Origin of the sequence: Klebsiella sp. GN_Kp190, assembly GCF_040061795.1 — a bacterium.
GTDB classification, from domain to species: Bacteria; Pseudomonadota; Gammaproteobacteria; order Enterobacterales; family Enterobacteriaceae; genus Klebsiella; species Klebsiella michiganensis.
This window is the reverse complement of record NZ_JBEAFN010000030.1, coordinates 56,112-70,446: the sequence shown is the minus strand read 5'-3', so window position 1 is coordinate 70,446 and position 14,335 is coordinate 56,112. Positions and strand designations below refer to the sequence as shown.

The 14,335-nt window shown below is 36.6% G+C and carries 10 protein-coding genes and 2 pseudogenes; 9 read left to right on the top strand and 3 right to left on the bottom strand.

Translation table 11 applies throughout. The annotated features are described in order from the left end of the window. Positions 1-247 precede the first annotated feature (247 nt). From ABLU67_RS18925 to ABLU67_RS18895, 7 genes are all read left to right on the top strand, one after another. Positions 248-1,024, top strand: coding sequence for a glycosyltransferase domain-containing protein (locus tag ABLU67_RS18925; RefSeq protein WP_200519238.1), 777 nt, complete (start codon positions 248-250; stop codon positions 1,022-1,024). A gap of 34 nt (positions 1,025-1,058) precedes the next feature. Then, entirely contained in the window at positions 1,059-1,910 is an 852-nt protein-coding gene (locus tag ABLU67_RS18920) for a glycosyltransferase (protein ID WP_200519237.1), read from the top strand. Between the two features lie 40 nt (positions 1,911-1,950). Beyond that, entirely contained in the window at positions 1,951-3,255 is a 1,305-nt protein-coding gene (locus tag ABLU67_RS18915; RefSeq protein ID WP_200519236.1) for a flippase, read from the top strand. Continuing rightward, positions 3,242-3,736 carry a serine acetyltransferase gene (locus ABLU67_RS18910; protein WP_200519235.1) on the top strand — a complete coding sequence of 165 codons (495 nt, stop codon included), beginning with the start codon at positions 3,242-3,244 and terminating at the stop codon, positions 3,734-3,736. Before ABLU67_RS18915 ends, ABLU67_RS18910 begins: the two co-directional genes overlap by 14 nt. 693 nt (positions 3,737-4,429) lie before the next feature. Beyond that, positions 4,430-5,836 (top strand): NADP-dependent phosphogluconate dehydrogenase, encoded by a 1,407-nt coding sequence (gndA, locus tag ABLU67_RS18905; RefSeq protein ID WP_348852453.1) that lies wholly within the window; start codon positions 4,430-4,432, stop codon positions 5,834-5,836. A 245-nt stretch (positions 5,837-6,081) separates the two neighbouring features. Continuing rightward, the gene (ugd, locus tag ABLU67_RS18900) at positions 6,082-7,248 is read left to right on the top strand and encodes a UDP-glucose 6-dehydrogenase (RefSeq protein WP_082236985.1); all 1,167 of its coding nucleotides are present in this window, start codon (positions 6,082-6,084) and stop codon (positions 7,246-7,248) included. A gap of 358 nt (positions 7,249-7,606) precedes the next feature. Beyond that, the gene (locus ABLU67_RS18895) at positions 7,607-8,629 is read left to right on the top strand and encodes an NAD-dependent epimerase (RefSeq protein ID WP_348852452.1); all 1,023 of its coding nucleotides are present in this window, start codon (positions 7,607-7,609) and stop codon (positions 8,627-8,629) included. A 780-nt stretch (positions 8,630-9,409) separates the two neighbouring features. Here ABLU67_RS18895 and ABLU67_RS18890 read toward each other — a convergent pair. Next, positions 9,410-11,065, bottom strand: coding sequence for a hypothetical protein (locus ABLU67_RS18890; RefSeq protein WP_348852451.1), 1,656 nt, complete (start codon positions 11,063-11,065; stop codon positions 9,410-9,412). 263 nt (positions 11,066-11,328) lie between these two features. On the opposite strand from ABLU67_RS18890, the gene ABLU67_RS18885 reads away from it, so the two are divergent. Together ABLU67_RS18885 and tnpA are read left to right on the top strand one after the other, a co-directional pair. After that, positions 11,329-12,360 carry an EpsG family protein gene (locus tag ABLU67_RS18885; RefSeq protein ID WP_200519225.1) on the top strand — a complete coding sequence of 344 codons (1,032 nt, stop codon included), beginning with the start codon at positions 11,329-11,331 and terminating at the stop codon, positions 12,358-12,360. 203 nt (positions 12,361-12,563) lie between these two features. After that, positions 12,564-12,880 (top strand): annotated as a pseudogene (gene tnpA, locus ABLU67_RS18880) (IS200/IS605 family transposase). A 485-nt stretch (positions 12,881-13,365) separates the two neighbouring features. Here the strand turns inward: tnpA and ABLU67_RS18875 are convergent. Beyond that, positions 13,366-13,673 (bottom strand): annotated as a pseudogene (locus ABLU67_RS18875) (IS3 family transposase); the annotation flags it as partial. 528 nt (positions 13,674-14,201) lie between these two features. Beyond that, positions 14,202-14,324 carry a small membrane protein gene (locus ABLU67_RS18870; protein ID WP_004138729.1) on the bottom strand — a complete coding sequence of 41 codons (123 nt, stop codon included), beginning with the start codon at positions 14,322-14,324 and terminating at the stop codon, positions 14,202-14,204. Positions 14,325-14,335 lie beyond the last annotated feature (11 nt).

Sequence of the window (14,335 nt, the reverse complement as noted above, 5' to 3'; positions counted from 1 at the left end):
TTAAATGTCCAAAGTGAAATATTCAATCTGGTGATAAAGTGTATTTAAAAACTCTATAATATTTTATAGCGACAGTTCATTGCTACAATATTCTGTTGTAGTGTTCATTACGATGATTTTAGTTAGTAGTGTAGTGATTTTTATACAGAATATTTTATAGACACCACTTAGTTTACAAGATGTATCTAAGTTAGATATTGTTACTTCATATCTTTAGGTGAATGTAACTTGCCAACTGAGGTGGAAATTGTTCGAGAATGATAATGTAGTCATTTATACGGCATTGTTTGGTGCGTATGATAAGTTAGTGGAACCAGCGTATAAGTTTTCTAACTGCGATTTTATTTGTTATACAGATGATAAAACGCTAAAATCCGATATCTGGGATATCAGGTTAGTTGAAAATATTACTGATCCAGTTCAGGCTAACAGAGAAATTAAGTTTTTACCTCACAAGTTTTTTGAAGATTATAAATATAGTATATATATTGATTCAAATATTCGAGTTATAAATAATCCAATTGAGCTTCTAATTAAGTATCTCAGTGAGGAAAAAATTTGCATACCAAAACACTTCGAGAGAGCATGTATTTATGACGAACTAAATGAATGTATTGCACTAAATAAAATTACTAGGAAAGGATATGACTATTTATATGACTTATTGAAATCTGATGGATACCCTCGAACCTACGGCTTGGGGGAAAATAATATAATAATGAGAAAACATACTGATCCAGATGTAATTTTTCTTATGGAAAAATGGTGGGATTTTTTTATAAACGGACCTAAGAGGGACCAATTAAGTCTTTTATATCTTTCATGGAAGTTTAAAATCCCGGTTAAACTTATGTATGAAACATCACGCAATAAAAATAAATATTTTCGTTATGAGTTACATTTGAATGAATCAAAGCTTCCATTATTGCGAAGAACCTATTTGTATATGAGAGCAAATAGAGATAGACATCTTCTTTACAAAATTATATATTTATTTAAAGAAAAGTTGTGTTTTTTAAAATAAATTAGCGTTTTTTAATTTTATTGGAGTTCAGTATATGCGTTTTGGTGTAGTCGTTGTTCTTTTTGAGCCTGATGGTGAAATATTAAAAAATTTGATGCAATATGTTAGGGATGATATCGTTCTTTGCACGGTTGATAATAGCAGGGAAATTAGTAATATCCCTTATAGTTGCGAATATATACATAATGCGAATAATGGCGGTATTGCGGGAGCATTCAATAAAGGTATAAACTCTCTTATTTCAAAAGGCTGTGACTATATATTTACTTTTGATCAAGATTCCATTTTGCCTAATGATTTCTTTTCTTCTATGGAGCTTTTTATCTCCGAAAAGAAAGCTAAAATGGTTGTTCCGGATTTTATAGATATTAATTCAAAAACTCATGCAGCTTTTGTTAAACTTACCCGTTGGAAATATACTGTAACGAGGGAAGAGGAAGTTACTGCATTTGCTATTTCATCAGGTATGGGGTTCGATGTTAATATATGGAATGTCATCGGGCCTTTCACTGAAAAATATATTATAGATCATGTTGATACCGAGCTGTGTCTGAAGGCTGCGACTCATGGCATAAAAATTTATATTAATTATAATATTTGTTTGGAGCATCAAATAGGAAATAGGAGTGTCCATAAATTTCTAGGTGTAACTTTAAAACCAAATCATCATAATTTTAAGCGGAAGTATTATATAGCAAGAAACGGTACACACTTAAGCTTTAAATATTTATTCGAATATCCTTCTTATTTTTATTTGAATGTTTTGAGGGTAATACATGAGACATTATGTGTTCTTTTATATGAAGAAGATAAAAAAAGGAAGATGAAATATATATTCAAGGGGCTAATACATTCAATTTTAAATAAACTTGGTCCGGTATCATAAGATTTAAAAATTAATTGTCCTCATTAAAGAGTACTATTACATGCAATCCTATATAAAAAATGCTGGTTGGATTTTTTTAGAAAAAATATTAAGGACAGTAATTACATTTGTTTTATTTGCATTAATATCACGACAACTTGGTCCCAGTGATACTGGGATCTTGAACTTTAGTCAAAGCATTGCAATTATGTTTCTTTGCGTTACAGGTTTGGGTTTAGATAGTATTTTAATAAACGAATTTTCTAAAAATAAAGATGCAAGTGATGATCAGAAACTGTATTCAACAGTAATGCTATCAAAATTTCTTATCTCTATTGTTGTGCTAATTATTTGTATTGCTGGACTGTTTTTTTCCAATATTTCGAATGTTAGCAAGTCTGTTTTTGTGATTTCGTTGCTTAGCCTTGTATTTCAAACGCAAAATACTTTTTTTTCTTTTTTTCAAGCAAAATCAAAGTCTTATATTGTTACTAAATATAGTTTGATTGCCTTGGTAATATCCTCTATAGTTAAAATATTTTTGATTTTTCAGAATGTTTCAATAGTTTGGTATGCAGTATCATATACATTTGATGTTCTTGTTTCTTTCATTATTATTGAATATCAGATGAGAGTGCAGCGATTATATATTCGTCTAAAATTATTTGAAAAAACCATTATTCTTTCATTGTTAAAAAAATCATATCCAATTATCTTATCTTCGCTTTTAGTAGTTCTTTATACAAGGCTAGATCAGATAATGATTTTAAAGATGATGGGTACTGAGAGTCTAGGTATATTTAGCGTGGCTATAAGGATTTCTGATGCTTATGCTTTTATTCCTGCTGCGGTAGCTACTTCTTTTTTCCCGTTGCTAACACATGATAATAGTGCGAAAAATTTGAAGTTGTATTTTGATTTGGTTTTTTTTAGTTCATTTACTGCAGCTATTGGTGTTATTATTTTTTCATGGCTTTTCCTGGAGAAAATATTTGGAGCATCTTATTCAGAAAGTTTCTCTATATTATCGATTACTGTCTTTTCTACAGTGTTTGCGGTTATGGGGGGGGCATGTACTAATTATTTAGTTACAGTTAATTTAACCTTTATGAGGTTGGTACGAGCTACTGTTGGATTGTTCATAAATTTCTTATTAAATATATGGTGGATTCCTAAATATGGATTGATAGGCGCTGCTTATGCATCTCTTTTTAGCCAGGTTTTTTCGGCCTTTCTGGGGAATCTTCTTAATAAAAAAACCTGGGAGTGTTTTTATTTGCAGTTAATGTCAATTATTACTCTCGGAATCCCTGGTGTATTGACTATTTGCCAAAGGATTTTAAGGAAACACAATGATAAAGATTAAATTTTTATTACAAAAAAACGATTATTTGTATCCAATTGCGGTATTTTTTTATAGACTACTAAAGATTCGATGGAACACGATTTCAAGATGGGCAAATGATAGGTTCTACGCATATGTTTATTTTAGGAGTTCGTCGTTGATTCATAGTTGTCACATTACGGTTGGTTTAAAGTACTTATACCAGAAAAAAGCTCATTTACCACATCCGGTTGGGATTGTTATAGGTAAAAATGTCATACTCGGCGAAAGATGTAATATATACCAGAACGTTACTATTGGGGTAAAATCCAGAGATATTGAGGTTTACCCAACTATAGGTAATAATGTTACCATATATGCGAATTCCTGTATATTAGGAGACGTTTCTATCGGAGACAATGTCATCATTGGTTCAGGCAGTTTTGTTAATTCTAATATCCCCAGTAATGCAGTAGCAGTCGGTTGCCCTGCGAAAGTTGTCAAATTTATTAACAGCTTTTAAGATGTTATTTTTATTTGAAATTTATAATGATGTTCTTAATGTCGAAATTCATAAAATTGTCTTACAGTAATGTATTCAATTAGTAACTTGATTAGTGATGCAGGGGGCTAATTATAGAGTTTAGTGTGGATGGGTTATGACACAACTCCTTGGTCTATTTTCAACTTGCCTTTTTTGAGATTTCTAAATAGTGATTGGCCTTAATTCGACTTGTACTGAATAGTTGCGCATCATTGATACGATTAATTATATTGTTTATGATCCAGCTTATGCACAATGCTTTGAATGCAGTTTACACTTATCTCATTTGCTGATGTATTTGCGTTATTGTTTTTTTGATTGCCAAAATAATAGCCGTCACTCATGTGGTATTAATGTGTTTTCTATAGATCGAAAACGATTCCCGTGATGTAAATCTTTATTGCTACATCGAGGTTTTTGTATTTATAATTATCATTAACTGATTTTTACGATGTAATGTAATGTGTTTCTCGGTAATTATCTTAATAATTTCGATTGGATTGCGTCTGTTCAAGCAAAATATATGATGTTATTGTATCATGATCGTAAAATTCTAATAGATACTCATGATTTATTCGAACTTGTTCTATGCGCTTTACACTATTTAAGTTAATATAATGTTTAAGATATAGTGTGTTGTTTAGCAAAATTAAATAAAAACAGGAGTATGTAATGTCCAAGCAACAGATCGGGGTTGTCGGTATGGCAGTGATGGGGCGTAACCTTGCGCTCAACATCGAAAGCCGTGGTTATACCGTCTCCGTTTTCAACCGCTCCCGTGAAAAGACCGAAGAAGTGATTGCCGAGAATCCCGGCAAGAAGCTGGTCCCACATTATACAGTGCAAGAGTTTGTTGAGTCGCTCGAAACTCCACGCCGTATCCTGTTAATGGTGAAGGCGGGCGCAGGCACTGATAGTGCCATCGACTCTCTGAAGCCTTACCTGGACAAAGGTGACATCATCATCGATGGTGGTAATACCTTCTTCCAGGATACGATTCGTCGTAATCGTGAGCTTTCAGCTGAAGGTTTTAACTTCATTGGCACCGGCGTATCCGGCGGTGAAGAAGGGGCTCTTAAAGGTCCTTCGATCATGCCTGGTGGTCAGAAGGAAGCTTATGAACTGGTTGCTCCAATTCTCAAGCAGATTGCTGCTGTCGCTGAAGACGGTGAGCCGTGCGTAACCTATATCGGTGCCGATGGCGCTGGTCATTATGTCAAAATGGTTCATAACGGTATTGAATATGGCGATATGCAGCTCATTGCAGAAGCCTACGCTTTACTTAAAGGCGGTCTGGCGCTTTCTAATGAAGAGCTGGCGCAAACCTTTACCGAATGGAATGAAGGTGAGCTTAGCAGCTATCTCATTGACATCACTAAAGACATCTTCACCAAAAAAGATGAAGAGGGTAAATACCTGGTTGACGTGATCCTCGATGAGGCAGCAAACAAAGGTACCGGTAAATGGACCAGCCAGAGCTCTCTTGACCTCGGTGAACCGCTGTCACTCATCACTGAATCTGTATTCGCTCGCTATATCTCTTCTCTGAAAGATCAACGTGTGGCTGCTTCGAAGGTTCTTACCGGACCGCAGGCTAAGAGTGCAGGCGATAAAGCGGAGTTCGTTGAGAAAGTTCGCCGTGCTCTGTATCTGGGCAAAATCGTCTCTTACGCTCAAGGCTTCTCCCAGCTGCGCGCGGCTTCTGATGAATACCACTGGGATCTGAACTACGGCGAGATAGCGAAAATCTTCCGTGCCGGCTGTATCATTCGTGCTCAGTTCCTGCAAAAGATTACTGATGCCTATGAGCAGAATGCCGACATCGCTAACCTGCTGCTGGCTCCATACTTTAAGCAGATCGCCGATGATTATCAGCAAGCCCTGCGTGATGTTGTTGCATATGCTGTTCAGAATGGTATTCCGGTTCCGACGTTCTCTGCAGCCATCGCATACTACGACAGCTATCGTTCTGCAGTCTTGCCTGCTAACCTGATTCAGGCGCAGCGTGACTATTTTGGTGCGCATACCTATAAGCGTACCGATAAAGAAGGTGTGTTCCACACCGAGTGGATTGATTGATTTTAATTAACTAATGTAGAACTAAATCCCGGTTACTTATTAGCTGGGATTTTTAATGCGTATTAATCAGAGATTAACAATCGCGTAACTAGTGTGCTCCCCATTTATCATTTTGTTTATGTACACTGACGAAGGTAAAGTCCCTTCTTGACATACCTTCAGTCGCGGAGTAAAACCGCCACAAGTGTTGCTTATCAGAGTGGCTAATGTGCTACCTTCCAGTTAACAGATTAAAGTGTGATCGAATGAAAATTACTATTTCCGGTACCGGTTATGTTGGTTTATCGAATGGCATCCTGATTGCGCAAAACCACGAAGTGGTGGCGCTGGATATCATTCAATCCAAAGTTGATATGATTAACCAAAAGGTTTCTCCGATTGTCGATAAAGAGATCCAGGAATATCTGGCGGAAAAACCGTTGAATTTTCGCGCGACAACTGACAAGCATGATGCCTATCGTGATGCAGATTATGTCATTATCGCTACGCCCACTGACTACGATCCGAAAACGAACTACTTCAATACTACAAGTGTTGAAGCCGTTATTCGAGATGTCACCGAGATTAACCCAGACGCGGTAATGATTATTAAATCCACCATTCCCGTTGGTTTTACGCGTGATATTAAAGAGCGCTTGGGCATTGATAACGTCATTTTCTCCCCTGAGTTTCTGCGTGAAGGCCGCGCGCTTTACGACAACCTGCACCCGTCTCGTATCGTCATTGGCGAACGTTCAGAACGCGCGGAGCGTTTTGCTAATCTGCTGAAAGAAGGCGCGATTAAGCAGGATATCCCGACGCTGTTCACTGACTCTACCGAAGCTGAGGCGATTAAGTTATTCGCCAATACCTACCTGGCGCTGCGTGTTGCTTACTTTAATGAACTGGACAGCTACGCTGAAAGCCAGGGTCTGAACAGTAAACAGATCATCGAAGGCGTGTGTCTCGATCCGCGAATCGGTAATCACTATAACAACCCATCCTTTGGCTACGGAGGCTACTGCCTGCCGAAAGATACCAAGCAACTGCTGGCAAACTATGAATCTGTGCCGAATAACATCATCGGTGCCATCGTCGATGCTAACCGCACGCGTAAAGATTTTGTCGCTGACTCTATCCTGGCGCGCAAGCCTAAAGTCGTTGGTATCTATCGCCTGATCATGAAGAGTGGCTCCGATAACTTTCGCGCTTCCTCAATTCAGGGCATCATGAAGCGTATCAAGGCCAAAGGTATCCCGGTCATTATCTACGAACCGGTTATGCAGGAAGATGAGTTCTTTAATTCCCGCGTAGTTCGCGATTTCGACGCGTTCAAACAAGAAGCTGACGTGATTGTCTCAAACCGAATGGCTGAAGAACTATCTGATGTCGCTGATAAGGTATATACTCGCGATTTATTCGGTAGTGATTAAAATCATTAATTACCTAGTAAATTTCTCAGAGTAGGGATAATAATATACTGGTACTTCCAGTATATTTATCTGTTCCAAAGGGGGGTGAGGTGATTAGATTTTTTAAATTATTGAGTAATTGAAAGGCGAATGCTGTACTTTATAGATGATTTATGTTGATTCTTCCTATGAGCAAGGGGTGTTAACATTTTTAATGTCATCTCGATTTTTTAATTCGAATTTTTTCAAGTCAAGTGATATTTATCTTGATTTTTTTTTTTTGCTATGAAAAATAATAGAAAGTATTTCAAGCATAACGTCTAAATCTATTTGCTTAATATTTATGTTTTTAAATTTATTGTTTTTATTCGAGGTAAAAATGAAAGTTTTAGTTACAGGTGCGGCGGGTTTTATTGGTTTTCATGTAAGTAAGCGTCTTATACAAATGGGGCATAGAGTTGTTGGGGTAGACAATGTAAATGACTATTATGAGACTAGTTTGAAGGAAACTCGGTTGAGCTTTCTTAAATCACCATATTTTAGCTTCCATAAAATGGATTTAGCAGATCGTGAGAATATTTCAAATATCTTTGTAGAAGATAAATTTGATCGTGTTATCCATTTAGCCGCGCAAGCTGGCGTTCGTTATTCGATCGATAACCCCAATGTATACGCTGATTCTAATCTTGTAGGTTTTTTGAATATACTTGAGGGCTGCAGACACAATAACGTTGAGCATTTGCTCTATGCCTCATCCAGTTCGGTCTATGGTCTGAACCGAAAAATGCCATTCTCTACGGAGGATTCGGTTGATCACCCGGTTTCACTGTATGCCGCCACCAAGAAAGCGAATGAACTGATGGCGCATACCTACTCGCATCTTTATGGCATTCCAACCACCGGACTGAGATTCTTCACCGTCTACGGCCCGTGGGGCCGTCCGGATATGGCGCTGTTCAAGTTTACGAAAGCCATGCTGGAAGGCAAGAGTATTGATGTCTACAACTACGGCAAGATGAAGCGCGACTTCACTTACATTGACGATATCGTTGAGGCGATTGTAAGGATACAGGACATTATCCCGCAGCCTAATCCGGAATGGACCGTTGAAACGGGCTCACCAGCGGATAGCTCGGCGCCATACCGGGTGTATAACATCGGGAATAGCTCACCGGTTGAACTCATGGATTACATTACTGCTCTGGAAGAGGCTCTGGGGATGGTGGCGGAGAAAAATATGCTGCCTATTCAACCTGGCGATGTACTTGAAACAAGTGCTGATACAAAACAGCTCTATGACATTGTTGGTTTTAAGCCGCAGACATCAGTCAAACAAGGAGTACAGAGTTTTGTTGAATGGTATAAAGCATACTATAAATCTGATATAAAAAATGTTTCATAATATTTTTGTTTTATATAATTAATAGGTTATATGTAATCCAGTAAAGGTGATCGAACAAGCGGTCACCCAACTGGATGTTAAAAAATTTAAAGCTTGTCATTATCCATATTTTTGTTATTTTTTTTAAGTGGATTTTTTTGTGTAAATAATTAAGAACGCTTACAAATTAATTGTAAGTAATGCTATGTTTATCTTCTCCATTTTTTTGAATTTCTATCAACCCTCCTTTGTTAATCTTTGTGTGCAGAACTGTTTATACAATAATAATAAATTTATTATATCAACTTGGGCTAAAATGCTTCAACTTTTCATTCATTGTCATTAATCAAAAATTTAAATTCCTTGCACTGTTCGCTCTCTTAAATCGTTAGTAAGTATTTTCTTTTATAATAGATATTTAATCGTGTGTTATATGACGCGATTTTCTCAACCTTGATTCAGAAAGTTAAGCATGAGGTATTATACATCGTTATTTGAAAACACTAATAAATGTTCAATGTCGTTAAATAGTTAGGCTTTGAATTAAAGTACATTGCTATTATTGAACCGGTGATGAATGTGTAAGTTCTAAGTAGAATATTCACTGTTTAGTGGTTCTGAGTGGTTCTGAGTGGTTCTTTATCTCTTACAGTGTCTCTCTGTTAACCCATTCATTTATATTGTTTATTTATGGGGTAGCATACATTTTTCATATCGTGCGTGGTTCTTTGTAAAGTATGTTAAATCAGATACTCTGATTTAACATGTTAAGATGTGGTGTTAAGTGTGTCGTGGCTTCTTTTACTGATTTTCGCAGCTTGCAGTCCATATGACATCTACATACTCATCGCTTGAATTATTTATTATTACTGTGAATGTTTTATTATTAATATCAGAAATGTAAAAACCATTATTTATGCCCATAGGGGTTACATATATTTCGTGTGGTCTCATTATTAATCCATGCGTAATAACAGTTTCTTTGTTAGTTCTTACAATTCCAGTAGCTTTTGTTAAAATTCCACTGATGTCTTTAAAAATCTTTGGCCTACTACCAACGAATATGGTACCGCCTTCGATATGGCCACCAAAAACACTTACTTCATTTCTTTCGTTTAACTCAAATATTGCATGCGAACCGAAAATATATGAATCCCTAAATGTTGCTCTTGATAATAAGGATCTACTAAAGTCAATGCACGATTTTGTTGTTGAGGATGATAATATTCTTCCCGAGAAAAGGAGACCTCGTAACTCAGAACCTTCAAATGACACAATGCCATAGTCGGTTGGATTTTTTATATACCCACTCAATTGTATGTTGCTGCAAATACCACTTATAGCAATTCCATTCTTAGTATCGTCAATATATGCGTTGTGAATTTCTATATTACTAGCGCCATCAATTAAAACTGCATTTTCTATTGATTTATAACTATACAGACTATTTATAGTTAGCGGTTTTCTAGTTATGTCATCCATACCACCACCAATAATCTCTAGGTTGTTTTTACCACTTGTCATAAATAACCGTTGTATGTTTATCCCAATACATTTTTGATCTTTCGCCGGTTCAATTTTAAGTACTGGATAATTAGCTGATGATGCGCCGCCGGAAAGAACAACTGCATGAACTGTTTGGCATCCAATTATATTAAGTGCTGGGTTTTTAGTTCCTGCGCCGAACTCCCAATGACCAATCGTCAAGTCGGTTAACTTATAGAGAACACTTCCGTAAACATCCCAGTTTGTATATGCATTTGTTATTAGCCCAAATGCATCTGTATCACCTATGAGGTATGCAGCTTGCCCACACCTACCGTTTTTGAATACAAAATCTTTATCCCCAGTCCACAGATTTATCTCCAAAAATGAAGTTTTTAATCCACCTGTTGACTTAGTCCGCAGAACCCTACCTTTGAATCCAAAACCAATGCAGGTTATTCTTGTTGATCTTGAAGCATTGATTACAAATGCCTGTTGTGCATTTTTAGGATCTGGCTTTGAATAATCTGGTATCTCATCATCATCACTTACACCATCGCCAATGACACTTAGATGTAGAATTGCTCCAACGGCGCGGTTAAAAACCATGCAATCTCCAGTGTGGTTATCTGGTTTTATTGGCCCTTGCATATCGATACAGCATCCAAAAACATCTTTATCAAAATCGAAATTAATAGTCTTTGTAATCCTGTATGTCTTGCCAGGGTTGAAGATAAGCTTGTAGAATGAATGTGAAGTTAACCATTCCGCAGCCTTCTGAATAGCATCCGTATCATCAGTAATACCGTTACCAATGGCGCCAAACATTTCTGGAGTTTTAAAAACTATAACTTCAGAAATATCTTGTATCGGACAAATAGTTCTCCTATCAGCATCAGCATCAGCCTTTGCAAGCATTGGCCTGAACGCACCAAGAATACCTGCACCTAGCAGCAAATCTCTTCTTTTCATACGGAATCCTCAAGTTAGCTTTACACAGTGAGATAACCTCATCCATTTGACTCAGTCAATGAATAATAAGTAAATTGTAATAAACTTTGTTTCAATAGGTTTTTTTATGCTTTTTTTTGTTATAATCAACAAATTAGGTAAGATTGACACGGATCTCCTCACACCTCAAAGAGGTGATCGTATCAATCTTCCGATTGATGCATATAGGGCTACGTGATAGATTGCGTATCATGTTTTTTTCTAAATAAACAGTGAGATAACATATGCTAAGTGGTAAATATGCATGGAGGATAATTCTTATTTTCTTTTGTGTATCTTTAATTTGTGTTATGGCATATATTGCAGGTGCTAGGAAAATCGGCGTTGATAATGACTCATTAATGTATGCTTACATAGTTAAGGACAGCTTTGAGGGAAATGTTACGTCATTTCTTAGTAAAGAGCCCGGTTTTTGGTTAATCGTATATTTAAATAAACTTATAAATGGAAATGTTGGTACATTCTTCACGCTGTATGCATTTATTGCATTGGTTTTGAAAATTTGGGGTATGTACAAAGTTTCACCTTCATTTCCTGTAAGCTTTATTCTTTATGTGGGTCTTTATTTTATTGTGCACGAAATGATGCAGATTAGAATCGGACTCGCTAGTGGCTTTATATTTTTTATTTTTTATTTTTTGGTGACAGAAAAAAAATCAAAGGCGATTGGTATAAGTATCATTTCGGTTTTATTCCATTATTCCACAGTGATAGCTTTTTTGTTCTTTTTTGTGCGTCCAAGAAAGATGATTGGTAAGTTTTATATTATTTTACCAATATTGGGTGGGTTGGCAGGCTTTATAATAAAAGCTAATCCTTCTATAGCTAGTGCCTTTTTCAATATAATGCCTGAGTTCATAAGTTACAAAGCATCATTGTATTTTGACCTAGTTACATCAGGAAAGTTGGATGATGTAAAACCAGTGGCAATTGGATTTGGAAGTGTGATTTACTATATTCTCATGGTTTTTATGTTTTTTAGAGTAAAAAATAAAAGCCTTGATGATGCTTATTATAGAGCGTTAAACTTCATTTTAAAAATAACATCTGTACAGCTATTTCTTGGGTTTCTTTTAATGTTTAATGTTGAGTTTTCTAATCGAGTATACACATATATAGGTGTTCTTACATTCGTCATACTCCCAGCTTTCTTCATTAAAGAGTTTGCAATAAATTCAAGATTTATGATATTTATGATTATAGTGTTGTACGCCGCTAGGCAGTTATACACAAGCTATAACGGTGTTTTTGCTTAAAAAACTCTTAATTGGGGTTTTGTAATTGTTATCTTTAAACCATCTCCTAGGGAGTTGGTGATTGCTTCTGTAAAGCTATAGCCTGAAGAATGCCCATGTCGGAATATCTCTACCTACTAGCCACAAGTAAAACGAGACAAACCGACATGGGACTTTAAAGGAGCTCATCATATGTATACTGGCGTTGTAAATACCGCACAGTCTTGACGCCCAAGTACCAATTTAAGGAGCTGTACAGGTCGATCTATATTCTTTGTGGAATAAAGAATTGTGAGGTTTTGGAACTGAATGTTCAGGCTGATCATGTACATCTGGCCATCATCTTATCTAAGTTCGCTATATCAACTTTGATGGGCCATCTAAAAGACGGAGTGCCATCAGACTTTATATTCGTTGTCCACATATCAAGAATAAGCTATGGGGACAGCATTTCTGCTCCCGAGGCTACATTGTCAATACGGTTGGAGTGAATGAAAAAATTATCAGACGATATGTGAGGCATCAGGAGAAAACGGAATAAACGCATGAATAGCAGATGGAACTGTTAGAGTGGTAATCGAATATTGACAGAAGCCCCTTACAGGAGGGGCTCAATAGCCACCTTCATAAGGTGGGGTACTTAATTCAAGCGTCTTTACGGCCTATTTTGATTGCATGTAAAGGTGATTTCAAATATAGGTGTGTCATAATCTCACTCTGTTATCAATTTCATTAAAATTTTAATTGCCACGTCTAATTGTAATATAAATAATTAGTATAATAATTTTAAATTTTTATCACATGGGTGCTTATCATTAGAGTTATGTCAATGGTTGTTCTTATAGAACCTTTTGAATTAATAAAAATATTACTATAAATAAACCCTTTTAACTTCATATCTTTTGAGAAGTTAGCTAAATAATGGTGCTGTCGATATCCCTCCGGCTCTATACTTTCAGAAGTTTATATTGGGGTTCACATTTATATTCTGATGACTTTTCCCCTGATTCCTCGCAGTTCATGCGGAGCCGGCAGTTTCAAATCGATTTCAATCAACAACGCCTCATGGTTAAAGTTATCAATGACATTTAACGTGCTGAAATAATGGCCCCATGCCAAGGTATTATGCATGATATTGACAACTCAGCTAATGTTCTGTGTTTCAGGTATAGCCAGTGGTCAGGTATTATACACCAGCAGTCATTGTTTGCCCTTACGGCGGAAATTCAGCTCACAGGACAGTCAATATGGTGGAGTTTTTTGTGATTCAACGGGTATCTCTGTCATCTCAGACTTTGGAAAAGCTTCGGAAAAATGTATTGTGAATATCGTTCAATCAACTTCAGTAAAGTGGCAGCTATTCGCCTGACGAATCGTATTGCTCCTCTTCGCCGGCCCAACTCCCTAAAAAACGTGACCTAGCTTAAATTCTTCAATCGATCATCTTGTCCCAATCATTGAGGTCGGATATGTTAAATTTACCTTGTGAAGAGCTACCGTCACTGTGATGTAGACGCTGGAGATAAGCGCCGGAAGGTAAAACAGAGCCTGCTTGCAGGCTTTTGTTGTTTCTGGATCCCGGGTTCTCAGCCGTACTGCGTTGCGGCGCTGATTGATATTTAAACGGGGAAGGGCGGGATCTTTCAAGGGAAGGGCGCAGGCATAGCAAACGCAAGCCATTCATGGCCATGAGAAGAGCGTGCTGATGCTAAGGATATAGTATCAGTTTAATATGACATTTTTATTTTAAAAAGATATCCAATGCCAGCTGTAAAGACTATGCGTATCCCCACCGCTGGCAGTGTTTTATTCTAATATTATTATTTCCTATGCCTGTATTATAATTATATTAAGTTTTCTTTTCACCACTTTCGTTTGTTAAAAGTCAGCTTGGTCTTTTTCTGATCTTTGATATAAGAAATCAGAAAATAGACTGAAACAATCAACAGGATGGCAGCAACTGCTAAGAAAATTATGTTTGCCATAATGCGTACCA

Excerpts from the sequence above, each read along its gene's own strand:
- ABLU67_RS18920 (WP_200519237.1), top strand. The coding sequence starts at position 1,059 with ATGCGTTTTGGTGTAGTCGTTGTTCTTTTTGAGCCTGATGGTGAAATA.
- ABLU67_RS18915 (WP_200519236.1), top strand. The coding sequence starts at position 1,951 with ATGCAATCCTATATAAAAAATGCTGGTTGGATTTTTTTAGAAAAAATA.
- ABLU67_RS18910 (WP_200519235.1), top strand. The coding sequence starts at position 3,242 with ATGATAAAGATTAAATTTTTATTACAAAAAAACGATTATTTGTATCCA.
- gndA (WP_348852453.1), top strand. The coding sequence starts at position 4,430 with ATGTCCAAGCAACAGATCGGGGTTGTCGGTATGGCAGTGATGGGGCGT.
- ugd (WP_082236985.1), top strand. The coding sequence starts at position 6,082 with ATGAAAATTACTATTTCCGGTACCGGTTATGTTGGTTTATCGAATGGC.
- ABLU67_RS18895 (WP_348852452.1), top strand. The coding sequence starts at position 7,607 with ATGAAAGTTTTAGTTACAGGTGCGGCGGGTTTTATTGGTTTTCATGTA.
- ABLU67_RS18890 (WP_348852451.1), bottom strand. The coding sequence starts at position 11,065 with ATGAAAAGAAGAGATTTGCTGCTAGGTGCAGGTATTCTTGGTGCGTTC.
- ABLU67_RS18885 (WP_200519225.1), top strand. The coding sequence starts at position 11,329 with ATGCTAAGTGGTAAATATGCATGGAGGATAATTCTTATTTTCTTTTGT.
- ABLU67_RS18870 (WP_004138729.1), bottom strand. The coding sequence starts at position 14,324 with ATGGCAAACATAATTTTCTTAGCAGTTGCTGCCATCCTGTTGATTGTT.